The sequence below is a fragment of the Humiphilus diazotrophicus genome, assembly GCF_059726315.1.
In genome coordinates this window covers 6,083,120-6,103,780 of the sequence record NZ_AP040870.1, presented here as the reverse complement: position 1 = coordinate 6,103,780, position 20,661 = coordinate 6,083,120, and the positions used below count along the sequence as shown (strand labels likewise).

Annotated in this window: 14 protein-coding genes and 1 pseudogene; 6 read left to right on the top strand and 9 right to left on the bottom strand. The window is 51.7% G+C overall.

Annotated elements, in window-relative coordinates; genetic code table 11:
* Nucleotides 1-685 precede the first annotated feature (685 nt).
* From AC6I7T_RS24915 to AC6I7T_RS24900, 4 genes are all read left to right on the top strand, one after another.
* The gene (locus tag AC6I7T_RS24915) at nucleotides 686-2,068 is read left to right on the top strand and encodes a formimidoylglutamate deiminase (protein WP_497790470.1); all 1,383 of its coding nucleotides are present in this window, start codon (nucleotides 686-688) and stop codon (nucleotides 2,066-2,068) included.
* 90 nt (nucleotides 2,069-2,158) lie between these two features.
* Nucleotides 2,159-3,817 (top strand): urocanate hydratase, encoded by a 1,659-nt coding sequence (gene hutU / locus AC6I7T_RS24910; RefSeq protein WP_497790469.1) that lies wholly within the window; start codon nucleotides 2,159-2,161, stop codon nucleotides 3,815-3,817.
* Nucleotides 3,818-3,865: 48 nt separating this feature from the next.
* Complete coding sequence (gene hutI, locus AC6I7T_RS24905) at nucleotides 3,866-5,143, top strand: imidazolonepropionase (protein WP_497790468.1); 1,278 nt, start codon at nucleotides 3,866-3,868, stop codon at nucleotides 5,141-5,143.
* Nucleotides 5,140-6,258, top strand: a complete 1,119-nt coding sequence (locus tag AC6I7T_RS24900; RefSeq protein ID WP_497790467.1) for a M20/M25/M40 family metallo-hydrolase — start codon at nucleotides 5,140-5,142, stop codon at nucleotides 6,256-6,258. The genes hutI and AC6I7T_RS24900 overlap by 4 nt, the downstream gene beginning before the upstream one ends.
* Nucleotides 6,259-6,301: 43 nt before the next feature.
* Here the strand turns inward: AC6I7T_RS24900 and AC6I7T_RS24895 are convergent, their stop codons facing one another.
* Nucleotides 6,302-6,946, bottom strand: coding sequence for a cyclodeaminase/cyclohydrolase family protein (locus AC6I7T_RS24895; protein ID WP_497790466.1), 645 nt, complete (start codon nucleotides 6,944-6,946; stop codon nucleotides 6,302-6,304).
* Between the two features lie 123 nt (nucleotides 6,947-7,069).
* Here AC6I7T_RS24895 and AC6I7T_RS24890 point away from each other — a divergent pair, with 123 nt between their 5' ends.
* On the top strand, nucleotides 7,070-10,135 hold the full coding sequence (locus AC6I7T_RS24890) for a TonB-dependent receptor (RefSeq protein WP_497790465.1): 3,066 nt from the start codon (nucleotides 7,070-7,072) through the stop codon (nucleotides 10,133-10,135).
* A gap of 108 nt (nucleotides 10,136-10,243) precedes the next feature.
* Here AC6I7T_RS24890 and AC6I7T_RS24885 read toward each other — a convergent pair whose 3' ends face one another.
* The 7 genes and pseudogenes from AC6I7T_RS24885 to AC6I7T_RS24855 form a co-directional block, all read right to left on the bottom strand.
* Nucleotides 10,244-11,146, bottom strand: a complete 903-nt coding sequence (locus AC6I7T_RS24885) for an SWIM zinc finger family protein (protein ID WP_497790464.1) — start codon at nucleotides 11,144-11,146, stop codon at nucleotides 10,244-10,246.
* A gap of 51 nt (nucleotides 11,147-11,197) precedes the next feature.
* Nucleotides 11,198-13,903, bottom strand: coding sequence for a DEAD/DEAH box helicase (locus AC6I7T_RS24880; RefSeq protein WP_497790463.1), 2,706 nt, complete (start codon nucleotides 13,901-13,903; stop codon nucleotides 11,198-11,200).
* 143 nt (nucleotides 13,904-14,046) lie between these two features.
* Nucleotides 14,047-15,090: a 2-oxoacid:ferredoxin oxidoreductase subunit beta gene (locus AC6I7T_RS24875; protein ID WP_497790462.1), complete on the bottom strand. Its 1,044-nt coding sequence runs from the start codon at nucleotides 15,088-15,090 to the stop codon at nucleotides 14,047-14,049.
* Complete coding sequence (locus AC6I7T_RS24870) at nucleotides 15,090-16,940, bottom strand: 2-oxoacid:acceptor oxidoreductase subunit alpha (RefSeq protein WP_497790461.1); 1,851 nt, start codon at nucleotides 16,938-16,940, stop codon at nucleotides 15,090-15,092. Before AC6I7T_RS24870 ends, AC6I7T_RS24875 begins: the two co-directional genes overlap by 1 nt.
* Nucleotides 16,941-17,448: 508 nt before the next feature.
* The gene (locus AC6I7T_RS24865; protein ID WP_497790460.1) at nucleotides 17,449-18,510 is read right to left on the bottom strand and encodes a dihydrodipicolinate synthase family protein; all 1,062 of its coding nucleotides are present in this window, start codon (nucleotides 18,508-18,510) and stop codon (nucleotides 17,449-17,451) included.
* Nucleotides 18,511-18,735: 225 nt separating this feature from the next.
* Nucleotides 18,736-19,002 (bottom strand): annotated as a pseudogene (locus AC6I7T_RS24860) (winged helix-turn-helix transcriptional regulator); the annotation flags it as partial.
* A gap of 13 nt (nucleotides 19,003-19,015) precedes the next feature.
* Nucleotides 19,016-19,105 carry a winged helix-turn-helix transcriptional regulator gene (locus AC6I7T_RS24855; protein ID WP_497790459.1) on the bottom strand — a complete coding sequence of 30 codons (90 nt, stop codon included), beginning with the start codon at nucleotides 19,103-19,105 and terminating at the stop codon, nucleotides 19,016-19,018.
* Between the two features lie 73 nt (nucleotides 19,106-19,178).
* On the opposite strand from AC6I7T_RS24855, the gene AC6I7T_RS24850 reads away from it, so the two are divergent.
* On the top strand, nucleotides 19,179-19,667 hold the full coding sequence (locus AC6I7T_RS24850) for an NADPH-dependent F420 reductase (protein ID WP_497790458.1): 489 nt from the start codon (nucleotides 19,179-19,181) through the stop codon (nucleotides 19,665-19,667).
* Between the two features lie 372 nt (nucleotides 19,668-20,039).
* Here the strand turns inward: AC6I7T_RS24850 and AC6I7T_RS24845 are convergent, their stop codons facing one another.
* Complete coding sequence (locus tag AC6I7T_RS24845; protein ID WP_497790457.1) at nucleotides 20,040-20,558, bottom strand: P-loop nucleotide/nucleoside kinase family protein; 519 nt, start codon at nucleotides 20,556-20,558, stop codon at nucleotides 20,040-20,042.
* Between the last annotated feature and the right edge of the window lie 103 nt (nucleotides 20,559-20,661).

Below are 20,661 nucleotides of genomic sequence, written 5' to 3'. Positions count from 1 at the left end.
GGTACAATTCCCGGCATGTGAGACATGCTCAATGAGACACAAGACTACAGATTCCGACCTCCAGAAGGGGGCTCACGAAACCGAGCGTCCCTACGAATTGTCGCAGGCTAACCTCTGCAGTCAGATACCGCAGCGAACGAAATCGATTTTTCTTCAAGACTGCGAAAATGATTTTCCTGAGCCAGGCGGAAGTCCTGAACATAGCGGCCAGGTGATACAGAAACAGATTGCCTAAAGCAGCAATCCTTCTTAAGAATTCTTCGGTAATCTGGGCAACATCAACTACATAGCCTCGTTCTGGCGAGAATACTCTTTCTCATCGCGGAACCGCGAACAGAAAGAAAGATTATCACCTCTAGGGACACGCCGCAGGCCTTGTATTGAGGCTTGGCAATCGAGCGTGTCCATCGATAATGTATTGAACACTCGAACGGGCTTCAGCATTTCACTCAGAGTTATAGACCAAGCCACAAAAGCTCACTCAGTTTGCTGCCAAAAGAGAGCTGCACACGAAAGAATGCTCAGAAAGCGGACGCTGCAACTCACAGCAGAATCACAGATTTACCATCGATAATTCGGCGATTACGTATTTCCGCCGTGGATTCCTTCTTTCCCGAGGCCGAACACCTGACTATGATGAACGGAATAAACACGAAAACGCCGAGAAACGGCAAAATATCTGTCCATGCCAGTGCTCTACCATCCCGACCTGCTCTACCAGAATGGCGGCTTTGTTGCCGACAGAGGTCTTCTAGTCGGCAATGACGGACGCATTCTGGACATTGTTTCAGCCGATGCTGCCACTCAATACGAAACAGTACGGCTCGTAGGAAAAGCACTCCTGCCCGGCTTCGTCAATGGACACTCGCACAGCTTTCAGCGCCTGATCCGTGGACGTTCGGAAAATCGCGGAATCAACGGCAAAGACTTCTGGACATGGCGCAATGCAATGTATCGCGCCGCGCTGGCTGTCGATCATGAAGATGTTTACCACGTTGCGCGCATGGTCTTTATGGAGATGGTGCTTAGTGGAATCACCTCCGTCGGAGAGTTTCACTACCTGCATCAAGCGAGAAGCGGCCAGCCATATGACGATCCGAATCTGCTGTCAAAACAGATTATTCGTGCAGCTCAATCCGTCGGCCTGAGAATTGCGTTGCTTCGTGTTGCCTATTTTCGAGCGGGATACAATCTGCCGTCCGACCCAGGACAGCTTCGCTTTTACGAGTCGAAAGAAGACTATCTCGACCGGGCCGCCGCCCTTGCCAAAGAAATCTCCCGCTCACACGCGCGAGTGTCCTTTGGCGTCGCACCTCATAGTATCCGGGCCGTACCGCTTCCCGATCTCGAAGAGATTTTCTCCTGGGCCGCAGAGCAGGGCTACCCCATACATATACATATGGCGGAGCAAATCGCTGAATTGGACGCTTGCCAGAAAGAGTATGGGTTAACGCCAGTCAGTTTGCTCCACAAGCATCAACTCCTTACGGAACATCTCACACTTGTTCACGCCATACACATAAGTGCCGAAGAGATGGATGCGTTAGCCGGAGCAAAGACCACGATCTGCTCATGCCCGACAACAGAACGTAATTTGGGCGATGGAATCATCGCCGCGGATCATGCCATCGCCAAAGGAATTCGGTTCTCTTTTGGCTCTGACAGCCAGGCACAGATCGACCCGCTGGAGGATGCCAGAGAACTGGAATACCATCTACGCCTCATTCACCAAAAGCGTGTACTCCTCGATCAAATCGATGGTATCGATCTTTCTGCCCGTCTCTTCAGCTATGCCACAAAGGGTGGAGCAATGAGTCTGGGGATTAACGCCGGAACGCTTCAGCCTGGAGAATTAGCCGATTTCTTCACTATCGACAGAAACGATCCTTCCCTATGTGGTGCTTCATCGACAGAATTACTGCCGATGATAGTTTTCGCCCTCCCGCGAAATGCAATTCGAGATGTATTTGTCGGAGGAAGCAAGATTCTGTCAGATGGACGGCATCCGGCTCGGGATGAAATTGTCGCGCAATACACCGAGGTTCACCGTAAGGTTTGGCACACATAATCTGTAACCGGATAGGTTGCAAAAACTAGCAAAATTCTCATATCCCAAGCAGCTCTTGGTCCAGAACAAGTTCCAGGCTCGGAGGTTCCAATGACTACAGCAACTCACTCGATTACAGCTCCACGAGGCACACAGCTTCACTGCAAAGGCTGGCAGCAGGAAGCCGCCTTGCGCTGCCTCATGAACAATTTGGATCCTGCCGTTGCAGAGCGCCCGGAAGATCTTGTTGTCTATGGTGGAATTGGCAAGGCTGCACGTAACTGGTCCTGCTTCGAAGCCATTGTCCGCGAGCTGCAGCACCTTGGAAATGAAGAGACACTGCTCGTTCAATCGGGAAAGCCTGTAGCCGTCTTCCCTACGCATGAGTATGCTCCCCGCGTTCTGATTGCAAACTCCAATCTGGTTGGGGCTTGGGCGAACTGGGATGAGTTCCACAAGCTGGATCGTCAAGGCTTAATCATGTATGGACAGATGACGGCAGGCAGCTGGATCTACATCGGCACACAAGGAATTCTGCAAGGGACATATCAAACGTTCTCCGCATTGGCAGAGAGAGATTTTGGCGGAAGCCTTCGCGGTAAGCTGGTTGTCTCCGGCGGCATCGGAGGCATGGGTGGAGCACAGCCTCTTTCCGTAACAATGAATGATGGAGTCTTTCTCGGTATCGATGTCGATCCTTCGCGCATCCAGCGTCGTCTGGAAACAGGCTATTGCGATGTCATGAGTCACGATCTCGACGAAGCGTTGGCACGTTGTGAAGAAGCACGTCGCAAGGGAGAAGCACTCTCCGTATGTCTTGTAGGAAACTGCGCTGAAGTACTTCCGGAACTCGTTCGTCGTGGGATCCAAATCGATGCCGTGACGGATCAAACTAGCGCACACGATCCGCTCAACGGATATGTCCCCGCCGGATACAGCCTTGAACGGGCCGCCGAGCTACGAGAGAAAGACCCTGTCGCTTACGTCGAGCAGTCCATGCAATCCATGGCTACTCACGTCGAAGCAATGCTGGCGATGAAGAGAGCTGGAGCCGTGGCCTTTGATTACGGCAACAATATTCGCCGCCGTGCTGCAGATGCAGGATGTAAGGACGCCTTTGAGATTCCAGGGTTCGTTCCCGAATTCATCCGTCCGCTCTTCTGCGAAGGTTCAGGACCCTTCCGCTGGGTAGCGCTTTCGGGAGATCCGGCAGACATCCGACGCACCGACCAGTTGGCGCTCGAACTCTTCCCGGAGAACAAGATCCTGACACGCTGGCTGCATCTGGCCAAAGATCGTGTTCACTTCCAGGGACTGCCATCGCGTATCTGCTGGCTCGGGTACGGTAATCGCGCTTTGATGGGCGAGGCAATGAACGATCTTGTCAAACGTGGCGAATTAAAGGCGCCTATCGCCATCGGCCGAGACCACCTCGATACCGGTTCGGTTGCATCTCCTTATCGCGAAACCGAAAAGATGAAAGATGGCTCCGACGCCATAGCCGATTGGCCGATTCTCAACGCCCTGCTCAATACAGCCAGTGGGGCAAGCTGGGTATCGTTCCACCATGGCGGAGGTGTCGGCATGGGTTATTCTCTGCACGCCGGACAAGTTACGGTAGCAGACGGAACCGATGCAGCAGCAAAACGGCTGCACCGCGTGCTCAATAACGATCCTGGAATCGGTGTTGCCCGGCATGTCGATGCTGGATACGAAATCGCGCGTGAAACTGCGGATACTAAAGGTATCCACATTCCCATGCGGCCCTAGAGAAGCAACCGGCTTGACCTTTAACTGCAACAGGAGAGATGTTCCACTGTGTCTCAAGAACGAAAGCAATCCCAGCGTATAGCTGTAGTGAATTGCGGAGAACTGATAACGCTCTCCGGTCCTGCGATGCCGAGAACCGGTAGAGCCTTACAGGAATTAGCGATTGTTCGAGATGGGGCCATGGTGATTGAAGATGGCTGCATTCGGTTTGTAGGTAAATACGACGAAGCTAAGCCTCTGATCCAGAAAGATACTCGGGTCATCGATGCAGAATCGCGAAGCGTGACTCCCGGATTTGTCGATGCGCATACGCATCCGGTCTTTGCAGGAAATCGCGTCAACGAATTCGAACAACGGATTGAAGGCAAAACCTACCAGGAGATCGCTGCAAGTGGTGGAGGAATCACTTCGACAATCTCCCGAACACGTGCAGCAAGCCATGAAGAACTTCTGGAAGCATCCACACAATATGCGACATGGTTCCTTCGTGGCGGAACAACGACGATCGAAGCCAAATCAGGTTACGGGCTCAACAGAGATTCCGAACTAAAGATCCTCAAAGTTCTACAACAACTGCCGGAACGTACTCCGTTAAGAGTGGTACCTACTTTTCTGGGAGCCCACACTGTTCCACCGGAATTTCTAGACAGGAGAGAGGAATATATTCGGCTGCTCACGGAAGAGCTTATTCCCGAGATTTCTAAGCACAAGCTTGCACGCTATTGCGATGCCTTCTGTGACGAACATGCCTTAAGCCTCGCCGAAAGCCGCTCTGTACTCAAGGCAGCCAAACAGCAGGGCTTGGGGCTCCGCATTCATGCTGAACAATTTCATGCGGATGGAGCTGCAGCTCTGGCCGCAGAGTTAGGCGCACAAACCGCCGATCATCTGGAGTGTACCAATGATTCCGGAATGGTAGCCCTACATGCTGGTGGAGTTCAGCCGGTGCTCTTACCTGCTTCCGTATTCGCTCTGGGCAGGACTCAATATCCGAACGCCCGCAAAATGATCGAGGCAGGTCTAGCTCCGGTCATCGCAACGGACTTCAATCCAGGCTCATCGCCTACCACATCGATGTCTCTCGTATTGTCGCTGTCCTGTCTGTATCTACGAATGTTACCGAGTGAGGCACTCGCAGCGGCTACCATCAACGCGGCATATAGTCTTGGCCTCGGGGCCTCAATCGGTTCTCTGGAAATTGGGAAGCGTGCCGATTTTGTCATTCATGAAGGTAAGGACTATCGAGAAATGATCTACTTCGTCGGAGTATCGGCGCGTCCCCGAGTCTTTCTTGCAGGAAACGAGTTCTTGGGAGCACAGGCATGACAGCCACTGAGATTCTGCATGAACTGGTTAAGACTCCCACCGTCTCACGACTTTCGAATCGCCCATTGATCGATTATGTCTCCGCGTTGCTTGCAAAACATAACTGGAAGACGAAGACCTTTCCTTATCGAGACGGAAACGGTGTAGAAAAGATCAATCTGATTGCCACTCCAGGTGAGATATCCGGCTCCGGACTCGAAGTCGATCTCGCTTTCGCTTGTCATACGGATACTGTTCCTTTCTCCTCTTCTTGGAACAATGCCACTCGGCTTGAAGAACGCAACGGCTTTCTTCATGGATGCGGAGCTTGTGACGTCAAGGGTTCTCTGGCAGGGATTCTGGCGGCAATCACCGGGCACCAGCCTTCCGCAACCAATAGCTCCATCGCCCTCATTTTGACTGCAGATGAAGAAATCGGCTGTATCGGCGCTTCTCACCTGATCGCTTCGAACTTTATCCGCCCTAAACGCGTGATTGTCTGTGAACCCACCTCGCTCCATCCGGCAGTTGCAGGAAAGGGCTACGGACTTCTGCAGGTTCATATCGCAGGGAAACCTGCTCACAGTGCTTTTCCTCAAGAAGGAATCTCAGCAGTTGGCGTTGCTGCAAAGCTGATCTGCAAAATCGAAAACTTTGCAAAAGCAGCTTCGCACCTGCAGGATGATCTCTTTTCTCCCCCCTCTACTACCTTCAACATCGGCACAATACAAGGGGGAACAGCAAAGAACATAGTCCCAGCAGAATGTACTTTCCTCGTCGAGTGGCGGCCCATTCCCGAAGAAGCACCTGAACAGGGTGCGGAACATATCCTTCAATTCGCACAAGAAGTAGAAAGTCGAAATCCAGGCTGCAAAATTACAATCGAAATGCAGCGGGCAGAGAGGGGATTTAGAAATCCGAACGAAGCAAAGTTAGGAAAGACCTTAGCCCAGCTATTCAATAGAGTGAAGACCGGTATCCCCTTTGGCTCGGAAGCTACACGCTTTGCGAAAATTGCGGAAGAAGTTGTCGTTATTGGACCGGGAGACATGCACACCGCTCATAGCGAACGTGAGTGCCTGCCGATCCGGGAAATCGAAGAATGGACTGAGGGTATAAAGATCTTGCTCTCCTGAGGCCCATTTCTTCTGGAAGCAGCATCCTGGGGAGAACTCAGATTCATTGCGAGACAGCCAATCTTCGATGTAGTTCCTGAAGAACAGCATCAACGTAGCCTGCAGACTCCTCATCCAGCTCTTTGCGCCTACGGGTCAAACTATCTCGAACAATAGCATCGGATACTCCGGTAAGGTTGCTATCCACATTCAACAAGACGGCCTGAATAGAGGTTCGGATCAACAAAGCTCCGGCAGCGATATCGCTCAACACACTATCTTTCGATACCCGCATCGCAGCTTCTGCGATGTCCAGACACAGTTTCATTTGCGCCGCTGCTTCCAGAGGAATCCTCGAAGAATGAAGCAATGCCTCTTCCATAGCTCGTTTACGAGCCGCCTTTTCCTCCGGGGTAAAATGAGGTAGTCTTACCGTATGCAGATATCCCTGAAAAGCCTGACTATCTGCATCGGCATAACGCTTTAGAGGTTCCAGGGCGGAAGAGGCCCGAATCTCCAGGTCCGATAACTCCCGATACGCGGAAGTATTCTCATCGATTTTTTTATGCGAGACACGGATCCCCTTCTGCACCAAAGAAAGTCCAAGAGCAGCACTAACCAGCGCTACGGAACCACCTCCCGGTGTTGGATCAAGCGACGATACATGCCGTTGGAACTGTGAAAGGTGCAAATCCCAGAGAGAAGACATTCTCAAACTCCAATAAAAGTTCTTTATTAATAAAACTCTAACCTTACTTCGATAGCCTTCGAAAGGTCTTATTCAAGCTCTAGAAACAAGTAGAAGCACGCCCTTATCCAATTTGGAGGCAATATGCGTAATATTCTCCGTTGGGCCGCTGGTTTAGCCAGTGTGCTCACAATTGTCACGTCTCAGGCAATCGCCCAGGGTGGCAATCAGGGAGTCCTCGAAGGAGTCGTCACCGATGCGTCTGGAGCTGTACTTTCCTCGGCTACCATCACGGTCACAAACCCTGCTAAGGGTACCGAACTGAAGGCGACATCCAACGACAGCGGTATCTTCATCCTGCCGGTAGTCCCTGTTGGAATTTATACAGTTCGTGTACTGCACGATGGCTTTGCTCCTGTGGAAGCCGAGAATGTTCAGATCTCTGTCGGAGGGAAAGTCAATCTTCCCATTCACATGCAGGTTGCCGGAGCCACCCAGACTATCAAGGTCACGGAAGAAGCTCCTGTTATCGACACTACCAGAACGACAGTCGCAGAGGCTGTAAACGAGCGTGCTGTTGCCAACCTGCCCACCAATGGACGTAACTTTCTCGATTTCACTTTGTTAACCCCTGGTGTCGTGCGTGACGTCCGCGGCGGCGACCTCAGCTTCGGAGGACAACGAGGAACACTCAACTCCTTGACCATCGACGGTGCAGACAACAACAACACCTTCTTTGGGCAGACCCTCGGACGTACCGGTTCCGGGCGTGCTCCTTACCAGTTCAGTCAGGACGCTGTTCAGGAATTCCAGGTCAACACCAGCAGTTACGCTCCGGAGTTTGGACGTGCCGGTGGAGCTGTTATCAATGTGATCACGAAGTCGGGCTCGAACGCCTTCCACGGTACCGCCTTCGAGTTCTTTCGTGATCGCGGCCTGAATGCAAACGATCAGAGCTACAGCATGCAGCGCGATTTCTTCAACAGACGCCTGCGCACTACTGCTCCCGTAAAGCCGGGCTATCACTACAATCAGTTTGGCGGAAACATTGGTGGGCCAATTAAGAAGGACAAGCTCTTCTTCTTCTTCGATTATGACGGACAGCGTAACCAGGCTGGAGTACCTGTCAGCTTGAGCCTGCCGACGCCCACGACAGCAGCACAAACAGCAGCTGTCCAATACCTGACAGCTCGCAGCAACACCTACAACACAACCTTCAACCAGGATGTCTATCTAGCGAAGCTGGACTACACGCTGAATGATCGCAACCAGATCACTCTGCGTTACAACGCACAGCGCTTCAATGGGAATAATCTGGAAAACAGCGGTACCACCAGTGCGCAGGAACACACAGGCGCCTCCAACGTCATCAGCGACACCGTAGGACTGCAGTGGAATTCCACCATCACTCCTAAGTTGATCAATACCCTGCGCCTCAGCTACCAGAGAGATAGCGAACCTGGAAAGGCAAACTCCCTTAATCCGGAAGCAGCCGTACGCAACAACAATGCCGTGCAGTTAACCGTAGGCCGCAACAACTTCAGTCCGCGTGAAACTACGCTTCACCGTCAGCAGTACGCCGATACTCTCTCTTACGTTCTTAGCACTCATACGCTGAAGTTTGGTGTGGATATCCTCCGCGACAGCATCCTCAACAACTTCCCCGGGAACTTCTCCGGAGCCTATACCTTCGATACCCTCGAGAATTTCGGGCGCAGCCTGCTTGGGCAGCCACTGGTTCTCCCGGCAACACCAAATTCCAACCTGCAACTCGTTCAGGCATATGCAGGAGCAGGAACAACCGGACCGCGTACCACTCCAAACCTGTTACAGGCAGCAGCCTTCATCCAAGATGACTGGCGCATTACTCCTCGCTTGACTGTGGATTACGGCCTCCGTTGGGATCGTCAGACCTTCCATCAACCTTCAGTCCAGAACGCGCAAGCTCTTTCCACCGGCTTCAATACTGCCAATATTCCTGTCGACGACATGAACTTCGGACCTCGCGTCGGCTTTGCATGGCAGCCAACTTCGAACAGCCACACCGTCATTCGTGGTGGTAGCGGCATCTTCTTCGGAAACACACCGTCCATCCTGGTTGGAACTGCGAGCTCGAATAATGCTCTCAACGTGCAGACACTGACCTTCCGTCCGACCACGACGAATCCTTACTTCCCAACCTATCCCAATAACACCTGCGGAGCTCCGACCAACGCTCCGAATTGCGCGATTCCAGGAACCCCGGGAAAATCGAACATCTACGTCTTCTCGCAGAAATATCACGAGCCGGAAGTCATTCAATGGAACTTGCAGATCCAGCAGCAGGTGGCCAGTGATCTGTCCTTTACCCTGGGATATCTTGGCGTTCGTGGCCTGAGATTGCAGCGCACCCGTGATGCGAACTTTGTCTCGGAAGCTCCTGCAACCATTGCCGCGACAAACGGGCAGTCTTTCACCTACCAAAAGATTAACTCGCAACTGGTCAACTCCAACTTCAACCACGTCTTCCAATTTGAAAGCTCGGCTCACTCCAGCTATCACGGCATGACAGCTCAGCTGGATAAGCACTTCGCCAGCGGTTTGCAGATGAATCTTGCTTATACGTGGAGCAAGGTGCTGGACGATGCTCCGGATGCAACCGCTGTTGTAGTGGGAAGCGATGACGGTAAGCTGGTGTACGATCCGCTTCGTCCCCGTCTGGATCTGGGACGTGGTAACGCCGATGTTCGCAATCGTTTCGTGGTCAGTGAAGTGTGGAACCTTGATCCGTTTGCCAAGAATCTGTCGGGTATTACCCGCCGCGTAGCCGGTGGATGGACAATCAGCTCAATCTTCACGATGCAGAGCGGTTTGCCCTACACCCCGACCGTCAGCTCCGATCTGAACGGAGATGGCATCAGCCGTAACGAACGTGTTCCCGGCGTCCGGAGAAACTCTCTGCAGATGCCTAACTACTACAGCCTCGACCCACGCATCACCAAGGATGTGGCAATCACCGAAGGGGCTAAGTTCCAGCTCATCGGAGAGGCCTTCAACATCCTGAACCACACCAATATCATTGGTGTAACCACTAACCAATATTTGGTAACAGGAACCACTCTGACTCCAAATACCACAGGAACTACGGCCTTCGGAGTTCCGACTAGCTTCGGAAGCAGCGCTTCCTACAATGGACGCGTCATTCAATTGGCTGCGAAGTTCATCTTCTAAAACAACGACCGAACCACCGAGAAAAAGGGGGCGCTTATGCGCCCCCCTTTCTTTTGGAATTGAAATTTCATCCGATCTCGCCAAGAACCGCAAACAACGATGAGCAGACTACTTTCGCTTGTGTTTATGCACAATCTTCTTTGGAGCCTCGGCTTGGGGAAGCTTTGCAGATTTTTTTGCAGCTTTCTTAACAGCTTTCTTTGCAACTTTCTTAACAGATTTCTTTGCACTCTGTTTGCTAGGAGACTTTCGCGCTGCCTTTTTCGGACGAGAAGGCTTGACGACAGGAGATATCTCGACCTCAGTAGGCTCCAACTCAATACCAAACACATCGGCCAACTGCTCGGCAGCCAGCACTTTCTTTTTACCACCCCGAGGAGCCGCAATAGGCGTAGTGGCTTGGATAACCAACTCCATGTGATCCACCTGCCGGAGCGTGAATAGAAGCTCCGGTTGCAAATCGAGACGATTGCCCACCCCATAAAGAGTTGCCGCAATGTGCTTACACATGCCTGCCGCATCCGGACAAGAGCAATGCATTTTGATCTCTTTCGGCATTGGGAATAGCCCCTGCCCTTGCCGAGTAACGATTTCCATCACGTTCTTCGACAATTTGCCTTGAAGCAACTCGACCAGCGATCCGATTTGTCCGCCACACTGTGTCTTAATTCCACTCCAGCATGTTCTGTGAAGTGGCTTGATCTCGATAGATACGCGATAAACACTGGAACCACTAACGAGTGCGGTAATCTTACCCGCTTCCATCTTTAAATCGACAACCGAACCGTTACGAACATAGGTCCGGCCTCTCGGCAAGCGATTACTGAAATCACTGTAGGACTCGAGATTGTCACACCAGGCCTCACCCCAAAATGTAGTGGAAATCTTGCGCCCCGTAATTTCGACTGGAAATGTCTGCTCACCTTTCCGGGCAAGCTTCTTGATCTCTCGCAATGCATTGGCACGTCTTTGAGCTACAGGAACGTAAGGAGCATAATCTTCCCACCACATCAATCGTTTCCTCAAGAACCTAGATTTTGACATAGTATCGCAGTAATTCCTCTAGCCTTCCATTGCTTTATTAACATCGAGCGCAAGGAAGCCAAGCAATTCCTCATTACTCATCTCCGTTAAGAGAGTCTCCGCCCCTCCATCGAGCAGGTCATTTGCGATGCTACGTTTCTGCGCAATCATTTCGTCGATTTTGTCTTCCACTGTGCCACGGCAGATGAATTTGTGAACCAGGACATTACGCTTCTGGCCAATGCGAAAAGCGCGATCCGTAGCTTGATTCTCCACAGCCGGATTCCACCAACGATCGAAGTGAATCACGTTGGACGCATTGGTTAAATTGAGCCCTGTTCCACCGGCCTTCAACGACAAAATGAAGAATGGCGGCCCATCGTCCCGCTGGAAGCGCTCGACCAATTCCCGGCGCTTCGCTACCGCTGTTTGCCCATGAAGAACCAGCCCTTGTTGTCCGAATACCCCGGCAAGGAAGTCCGCTAATGGAGTAGTGATTTCGCGGAATTGCGTAAAAATCAGCACCTTCTCCTGACGTTCGGCAAGCTCCTGGCAGATCTCTGCAAGCCGTTGGAATTTTCCGCTATGTTCCGGCTGATATTCGTTGTCTCCGATCCACTGCGAGGGATGATTGCAAAGCTGCTTAAGCCGCATCAGATACGCCAAAACTATGCCGCGACGTTGAATTCCCTCCTCTGATTCATGCAAAGCTCCCGCCAATTCCTTCACCGACTGCTCGTACAACACCACCTGTTTACGGCTGAGACCACAAAATGCACTTACCTCGGTCTTCTCCGGAAGGTCGGGGAGGATTCGTTTATCGGTCTTCAGTCTTCGCAAAATGTAGGGCTGTACCAATGTCCGCAGAGGTCCGTAGACATTACTTTGCTTGGCAGCAGCATCCTCTGCCGCCGAGCCCAGTTGCTTAATAAAACGGCTAAAGGCCTTGGCACCACCTAACAGACCCGGATTCAGGAAATCAAACAATGACCAGAGATCCGATAATCTATTCTCTACCGGAGTACCCGTAAGAGCGACCCGGCCCAAAGCCTGAAGATCTTTTGCAGCCTGGCTCTGTCGCGTACCGGAATTACGAATTGCCTGCGCCTCATCGAGGATAACCAGCCGCCATTCGCGTTGACGCAACCAATCCAACCGCGTAAGCATGGTGTAGGTGGTAATTACAAGGTCGCAATTCAGAGCGGCTTCTGCCACATCTTCCCCTGTAGACTTCTCCGACGGATGTGCAATCACTACGGAAAGCGATGGCCCGAAACGCTCCAGTTCCGACTTCCAATTGGCAATCAGGGATGCCGGGACAACCAGTAAACTCGCTTTTGGACTTTCCGATTTCAGGTGCAAAAGTAACGAGATTACCTGAATGGTCTTTCCAAGCCCCATATCATCGGCCAGGCAGGCACCCAGTCCCATACGCGTAACAAATCGGAGCCAATGTACACCAGTCTGTTGATAGGGGCGAAGCTTGCCACGCAATCCGGGAGGTGGAGTACCATCCAGTCCTTCCGGGGCTCGCAATTGTTGCAGCAATTCCGTCAGATTCTTCCCGGCAGAGATACCAACCCATTCCCGTTCGGCACTCTGCAAGATGGAATTTGTACTCGATCCCAGGCTTACGCCACTCAACAGGCGCATGCCTTCGAAAAAAGAGATATCCCCGCGCCGGGCTTCGCGTTCAATCTGCTTCCAATGTTTCAGAGCTTCGGAAAGCCGCTCCCGATCTACCTCGACCCAGCGGCCCCGCAGCAAAACCAAACCGCTTGCAGATTCGAGAATCGAATGAATCTCCGCCTCATCTAAGGACTCACCATCGAGAGCCATCTTCACGGAGAAATCGAGTAAGGCTTCTTTCCCCAGCCCAATTTTGTTTTTTTCGCCGATCTTCACACTGACCGAGGGCCGTGGTGGTTGAGCAGCTTTCCACCAATCCGGCACACGAATGATCAGTCCGCTTTCTTCGAGTACTGGGACACTTTGCAGGAATTGATAAGCGTCCTGTGGAGTCCAGGCTAACGGCTGATAGATATCTCCGGAATCCGCTAATTCTCTTACCCACGTTGCACCTTCACCTGCTTTCTGGATCGGTTGCAGCAGGGTGAGTAAAGCAGAACGATTCTTCGCACCGGCATACTCCTGAAGAGCTTTGCCTAATGGAAGATGCTGCACCTTGCCCTTTGAAGACAGTCGGCTGGCATAAGTAGCCAAAAATGCGAATGGATACTCCGGATCTCTCTTGTTCTCGGCGAGATGAAAAGTCACTCTTCCAACAGTTCGCCAGATCGGGTTGAGTTCGCGTAGATAATCCTGAATATTCTGTTTGGACGCTCTTGCTTCGGTGCGAACGAGACTATCCAGATCTTGCCACCAGACCTTCAGGCATTCCGGATTCAGATATTCCAAGCCCCGAACCGGAGGAGCTTCCAGCACCAGAGATGCCAATTCCCCCTCCGTAGGCACTTCAACAGGCGGCAGTTCCTTGGCTTCGGCAATCTCCGGAGTATGACAAAGCTGTGTCAAGTACCGGCTGGCAAAATCCCTGGCAAAGGCAAAATCCGGAGGCAGATTCGTCTGTAATTGGCGGGTGGCAAGAAATAACAGCCCATGAGCCTGGTCCGTTGCAAAAGCTTGCGCAATTCGGCTGAATACAGCATCCTCCGAAGATTCTGATGTCTCTGAGGCAATAACAAAGAGTCGACCGTGCGGAGAAATAGAAAGAATTGCGTTCATGTAAGCTGCTTGCCCTTAGCAGAAATTGTACCGTGTAGCCTTTTCCCTTCGCACAGAAGAAGATCGACTTTCTATCGGCACAAAGAAATTGGGGTGCTGCACCTGGCAGCACCCCAACATAAAAACAGCAATTATGACGAAGCTTATTGATGATGAGCCATAATCTCGTCGAGTACAGATTTCGGAGGACGAACCCGCTCCATTGGCAAAGTCGCCAAAGGCTCATCCACCAGATTTAAAACATCCGTAAAACTCGGCTTGTCCGTATCGACATAGAAGACACCGGTCAGCACCTCACCACGATTATGAGCTTCCATCAGGGCATTCACAGCTGCAACCTTGTCTGTCGGGTTATAGCTTTCATGAACCTTACTCAGGCGCAGGTGAGAACCATCGTGCATCTTCACATCGTAAGTGGTTCCAGGATCGTAGTCGACAGAGATATCTTCGAAGCTGGGAACAAAGCCAACTTCTCCAATTTCCTCTTCGTGTTCCTGCATGTATTTGTAACTCTTTGTGGAACCTTCATGATCATTGAAGGTCACGCACGGAGAAATCACATCCAGCATGACGGTACCACGATGAGAAATCGCAGCCTTCAGCATTGCCAGCAGCTGTTTCTTGTCACCCGAAAAAGAACGGCCAACGAAGGTTGCTCCCAATTGAATGGCCAAACTGCACAAATCAATCGGGGGCAGATCGTTGATTACTCCGGTCTTGAGCTTGGAGCCCACATCGGCGGTCGCCGAAAACTGTCCTTTGGTTAGACCGTATACACCGTTATCTTCCACGATATAGATCATGGGCAGATTGCGGCGCATCAAGTGGATGAACTGGCCCATACCGATCGACGCAGTATCGCCATCACCGCTGACGCCAAGTCCAATCATGGTGTGATTGGCTAGTAGAGCACCCGTCGCCACAGCCGGCATACGGCCGTGAACGCTATTGAAGCTATGAGAACGCCCAAGGAAGTAGGCCGGGCTCTTGGAAGAGCAGCCGATGCCTGAGAGTTTCATCACCCGCTCCGGCGTGACCCCCATCTCAAACATGGCATCGACGATGCGCTCGGAGATGGCATTGTGACCGCAACCGGCGCAGAGCGTCGTCTTACCGCCACGATAATCGATTACCTGTAATCCCAGACGGTTTACTTTTGGTCCGGGAGTACTTGTCGTCGTAGCCATTAGATTTCCTCCTGCGTCGTGATTTCGTCCGTCACAGACCGCGCATCTATAGGCAGACCGTTGAAGTGGCGAACACTGCGCAACTTTGCAGCTTCGGTAATTGGAATATCCAGCTTTAGCAGGCTGTGTAATTGCGCATCGCGATTTTGCTCCACGATGTAAACCCGCTCATGGCTGGCGATGAATTCGTGCACTTCCTTCGTAAAGGGGAAGGCGCGGAGACGGAGATAATCCGTTTCGAGACCGAACTCCTTGAGCAACTGATCGCGGCTCTCGATAACAGCAAAATCCGAGGTACCGAAGGCGATGATGCCGACCTTCGACTTGCCTGTTTGTACAACAACCGGCTTCGGAACCAGTGTGCGTGCTGTCTCGAACTTACGACTCAGTCTATCCATGATGCCCTGATAATCATCGGGACGCTCAGAGTAGAGGGCCTTGTCATTATGACCACTGCCACGGGTAAAGTAAGCAGCCTGAGGATGATCGGTTCCCGGCAGAGTGCGATAAGGTATAGCATCGCCGTCCACGTCGCGGTAACGAGCAAATCCACCCAAACGATTCAGATCTTCGGCAGTCAGAACCTTACCGCGATCTATCGGCTTCTCAGGATACTCAAAGGGTTCGCTCATCCAGTTGTTCATCCCTAGATCGAGATCGGAAAGGACGAAAACCGGAGTCTGCAGACGCTCGGCCAGATCGAAAGCAGCAATGCCAAACTCGAAACACTCCTTCACCGATCCAGGAAGCAGCATGACATGCTTTGTGTCACCGTGTGAAAGATATGCGGTAGCCAGCAAATCTGCCTGAGAGGTGCGGGTCGGCATGCCCGTAGAGGGACCGGTCCGCTGAACGTTGAAGATCACCCCCGGTAATTCGGCAAAGTAGCCCAAACCGGCAAACTCCGACATCAGTGAGATACCAGGACCCGAGGTCGCAGTCATCGACCTCGCACCGGCCCAGCCTGCACCGAGAACCATACCGACGGCAGCCAGTTCGTCTTCGGCTTGCACAATCGCAAAATTGGCTTTGCCGCTCGGCTCGATGCGGTACTTCTTCATCAGATCGATCAGGTGCTCAACCAATGAAGAAGAAGGCGTGATCGGGTACCAGGTCACGACCGTGACTCCGGCAAACATGGCACCAAGCGCAGCTGCCGAGTTTCCGTCGATGATGATCATTCCATCTGTGGCGTGCATCCGCTCCACCACATATGGATCCTGCTTTACCAGCGACTGCTCCGCGTAATCGTACCCTGCCTTTACAGCGGCCATGTTCAAGTCTGCGGCCTTCTGCTTCCTGGCAAATTGTTTGCGAACAGCGCTTTCAACGGCTGCCATGTCCAGCGAAATGATCTTGGCAACTACACCGACGTAAACCATGTTCTTGACAAGCTTACGAAGGCGGGCTTCAGGACATACGGAGGCCGTTAACTTATCGAATGGAACCGGATAGCAGATCACATCCTGCCGATACTGCTTCAGGTCGAGGGATTGTTCATAAATGGCGACTGCTCCGGCGGGCAGCGAGAGAATATCGCTCTGCGCCGTCTCTGGATTTAGAGCCACCAAGATATCGATCTCTTTCTTCCGAGCAACATAGCCGTTCTTACTGGCACGAATCGTGAACCAGGTAGGAAGGCCTGCAATGTTCGAGGGGAAGAGGTTTTTGCCACTGACCGGGACGCCCATCCCGAAGATGCTCTTAAGCAAAATACTGTTCGCAGATTGCGAACCAGAGCCGTTGACAGTAGCTACTTGAATGCTGAAGTCGTTTGTAATCCGCTTCTGCGCTATGGGGGATTCAGATTGGCCCTGCTCGGGACCCAGGGCTAGGTCTCCTGTCGCCATTTGGCGGGATTCCCTTCCAAAGAAATCGGGTAAAGAATTTGTTTCTTCACCTGTCGCTTCTAGTGATTATAGTCACATGAACCACAACCAGCTAAAAACGACGCTTGGTAAAACCGCCACTAGGATAATCCAGACCACGCATCTCTGGTCACCCCTCGAACCTGGATCGCCAATCACCCCGAAAATACTGCGTCTCAAAGCTGATTTTTGTGAATTCACCTCTTAGCAGAAGCCAATCCTGGACCGAAAAGAGACGTCCATGGACCGTATTTTTGAGGCACAGAATTCCGCAATTAAGGGAAAACACGCTTCAGCAGTACCACATAGCGATACTTATTGACATCTGAGCGGCAACTGACCGGCCACATAATGAGAAGAACTCGGTGCGCTGCAGAGCAATTGGAGCGTTTTCGACCGGCAGAAGACCGACTTAGAACATTTGGAGGGTCGGTGCAGACCGGAATTGATATTTGCGTGGCCATTCTCCGGCAGAGAATGGCCACACTTCCTAGCTCTTCACACCCGCCATCAAAGCTTCTACTTCGATCTTCTCGTCTGCTGTCAGCGGCAAGAGTGGAAGGCGGGGACGGCCACCGTAGTAGCCGTTCAGATCGCAGGCATGTTTCACCCCGGCAACCCCGAGATGTCCAGCAACTTTCAAAGAAGCAATCTCAATCCGGTGCTGCTTCTCCTCTGCCAGTTCCATGTCGTGGTCTCTCCACGCCTGATAGATTTCCAAGCAAGCTTGCGGAGCACATGCCGCAAAGGCGAGGACGGCTCCACCAGCACCGGCATCCAGAGAAGCTTTCACTGTATGTGCAGATCCGGACAAGACCTGAAATCCCACCTCGCGGTTCCGGGTTTTTCTCTGCTCTTTCGGAAAGGCTACTGCCGTCGCTGTTTCTCCCGCTCCCAGGGATTGGGAGGGAACAAAGTTCTGCTCCTCGGACTCAGAGCCTGCCTTTAGGGCACGTTTTGGGAGAGGTTCGAAAAATTGAGTGACAGTTACATTTCTCTTCGGAACTTTCTGTGTGGCTTCCAGCACCTGAGAAATCCGCTCCACCTTCCCGGTAGAGTCCTTAAGCCCGATGATGTTGGGGTGAAAGGCAAGCTCTGCGATCATATCGACCGGCAGTTCGTAATGCGTAAAGCGCGGAATGGTGTAAACCACAACCGGGAGAGGAGAGCTGTCCGCGATCATACGGAAATAATTCAAGACAGCGTCACGGGTCAGCTGTGGTCCATAGAAGTGCGGAGTGCGAACAAGTACTGCATCATATTCGAGCTCTGCAGCATATTCAGCCAGTTTCAGAGTCTCCTGAACGCTTTCCCGTCCAACACCAGCAAGCAGTACTTTGTCATCTGCTGCGGCTTCGCGCGCTGACTTCAGCACTTGACGCGATTCTTCATCATCGAGGAGGACCGCCTCGCCTGTTGAACCCAGAAGAACTAAACCAGAAAGAGGAGCTTGCGAATAACGATCTATGTTCTGTTCGAGCTTGCGTAAATACAAAGAGCCGTCCGGATAGAACGGAGTGGTCACAGCGCTGAAAATGCCCTCTAAAAGCATAGTTCCCCTATTCTAGAGCAGTTCGCTCCTCAAAACGCAGCAGAGGGAATCAACTCCCAATGTATTACGGTTGTACACCCTAGCAAAGCTGCGGGTTTTCTACGAAGTATTTTCAGTCCCAATGTCAATTCAAATGACAAAATCTCGATCCCCCGCGCCTAGAACGAGCATATTGATTTGATCTTTCTCTTTCGATGCAGATTTGACCCCAAATAGCATCAGGAATCAGGCTCTTTCTCGTCTTGCCGTATCTACCATCTCTGAAGATCGATCTTCGTAGCACCACTCCTGTTTCTTATGTTTCTCACCCCAGGAGGCTAACGCAGACAAAACTGGACGCAAGGTCTTACCGTAGTTAGTAAGGAAGTATTCGGTGTGCAGCACTTTCCCGTCATATCGTCTTCTGCCAACAATACCCTCAACCGATAACTGGCGCAGTTGTTCCGTCAATACTTTACGGGAGCCCTCCGGAATTCGCCTGAGTAGTTCACCAAATCTGAGGCTCCTATCTCTTCAAGTGATAGAGAATCAGTGGTTTCCATTTTCCGCCTATCACTTCAATCGCAGCCTTAACCGGACAAGATTCGATATCCATCCCGAAGCTCCCCAATAGGTACAAATTTGTGCGTAATTGCTACTGTCACAGCGTTCGTGAGAATACCAGAATTATGAGAATAGCAATCGTAGGCTTCGGAAATGTAGGGAGCAGTCTGGCGAAAGTTTGGACTGCAGCTAATCATGAAGTTTATGTGGGAGTACGCTCCCCGGAAACTTCGAAACCCAACAGTAATAACATCAAGCCCGTCACTGTCAACGAAGCGGCAGCTTCAGCGAATATTGTTGCGCTCGCTATTCCCTGGACCGCTGTTCGTGACACCTTGGAGGCTTGCGGAAATCTCAGCGGGAAAATCATCATCGACTGCACCAACCCTCTCAATAAAGATCTGAGCGGTCTGGAAATCGGAGCCACAACTTCGTCAGCAGAACAGATTGCTGCCTTGAGACCTGAAGTTCATGTAATCAAGGCTTTCAATACCTTAGAGCATTTTTCGAAAAGATGTAGACCGAAGCGAGGGACGTTTGCCGCGGCTTTCCATCAAAGAAAGCCGCTCTTCACCCAGCTTAGAAAGTTCACAGCATTTCGGAAAATGCTTTAGGTGCGGGTCTGTTAGGAAACACATCCTTCCCGGAAGGCAAGGCCAGCGGCTTCTATTGCGGCAATGACGCAGATTCGAAACGGACAGTTAAATGACTCCTAACCGCTGCAGGTCTTGATCCCATAGATGTGGGACCACTTAGTAATGCCCGATGGCTCGAAGCCATGGCCATGTTATGGATCGACTTAGCTCTATACCGTGGCTTCCAGACGAACTTTGCCTTTCGGCTGATGAAACGCAAAGGATAATTGCCTCACGGCTGCTGAATATCGAGGCAAGAAAGTCGTTCAATACCTTACTGAATAAACAAATCGCAGCATGAAATGAGGGAGCACCCCAAGAGAAGAGGACTCCCTCATTCTTCCGACTCTTTTACTCGTCAATCCAATATCTGACTCTCTCGATGGTCTTGAGAATAATCTCAACGTTCTGATCTACGGACTCTGAAGAGGTATCGACTACCAGGTGGTCGCGGTCCCAGGGATGGTATTCTCTGGCAACAACAGCATTCCAATTGGGCAACCGTAAGCCGGGAATATCCGACACTCTTGTTTCTACCCTCTGTTGGTGCTCTGTTTTGTCCGAGCAAACGACCTCAACGTCGATGGCTCGTACTTGAGCATCTCTGGCCACCTGCCGCCATGCCTCCCGGGTAATCTGCAATGGATTCACGGAATCTGCGACAACGGTCCGTCCTAAACGAAGATTATCCCCAGCGACCGCATATGCGATCTTGTAGCCAAGATCGTCGAGAGGCTTCTTGTAGCCAAACTCCCGTATGGTCTGCTCAATGGAGTCGATACGCACATAAGTAGCATCCAGATGGCCAGCTAATGCACGCGCAAGAGTCGTCTTCCCTGTACCCGGTAGGCCGCTAAAGATGATCAACATTCCTTCCATTTTGCTTAAATCAATGAAGAAGGAAAACCTATATTTAAAGCATTTTTCGCATAGGTATACACTCGCTAAAGATGGTGAAGTGCAGCTTTCTTCT

Bases quoted from the DNA above. Each gene is read 5' to 3' on its own strand.
- AC6I7T_RS24915 (WP_497790470.1), top strand. From the start codon at position 686: ATGCCAGTGCTCTACCATCCCGACCTGCTCTACCAGAATGGCGGCTTT.
- hutU (WP_497790469.1), top strand. From the start codon at position 2,159: ATGACTACAGCAACTCACTCGATTACAGCTCCACGAGGCACACAGCTT.
- AC6I7T_RS24900 (WP_497790467.1), top strand. From the start codon at position 5,140: ATGACAGCCACTGAGATTCTGCATGAACTGGTTAAGACTCCCACCGTC.
- AC6I7T_RS24895 (WP_497790466.1), bottom strand. From the start codon at position 6,946: ATGTCTTCTCTCTGGGATTTGCACCTTTCACAGTTCCAACGGCATGTA.
- AC6I7T_RS24890 (WP_497790465.1), top strand. From the start codon at position 7,070: ATGCGTAATATTCTCCGTTGGGCCGCTGGTTTAGCCAGTGTGCTCACA.
- AC6I7T_RS24885 (WP_497790464.1), bottom strand. From the start codon at position 11,146: ATGTGGTGGGAAGATTATGCTCCTTACGTTCCTGTAGCTCAAAGACGT.
- AC6I7T_RS24880 (WP_497790463.1), bottom strand. From the start codon at position 13,903: ATGAACGCAATTCTTTCTATTTCTCCGCACGGTCGACTCTTTGTTATT.
- AC6I7T_RS24875 (WP_497790462.1), bottom strand. From the start codon at position 15,090: ATGGCTACGACGACAAGTACTCCCGGACCAAAAGTAAACCGTCTGGGA.
- AC6I7T_RS24870 (WP_497790461.1), bottom strand. From the start codon at position 16,940: ATGGCGACAGGAGACCTAGCCCTGGGTCCCGAGCAGGGCCAATCTGAA.
- AC6I7T_RS24865 (WP_497790460.1), bottom strand. From the start codon at position 18,510: ATGCTTTTAGAGGGCATTTTCAGCGCTGTGACCACTCCGTTCTATCCG.
- AC6I7T_RS24855 (WP_497790459.1), bottom strand. From the start codon at position 19,105: ATGGATATCGAATCTTGTCCGGTTAAGGCTGCGATTGAAGTGATAGGC.
- AC6I7T_RS24850 (WP_497790458.1), top strand. From the start codon at position 19,179: ATGAGAATAGCAATCGTAGGCTTCGGAAATGTAGGGAGCAGTCTGGCG.
- AC6I7T_RS24845 (WP_497790457.1), bottom strand. From the start codon at position 20,558: ATGTTGATCATCTTTAGCGGCCTACCGGGTACAGGGAAGACGACTCTT.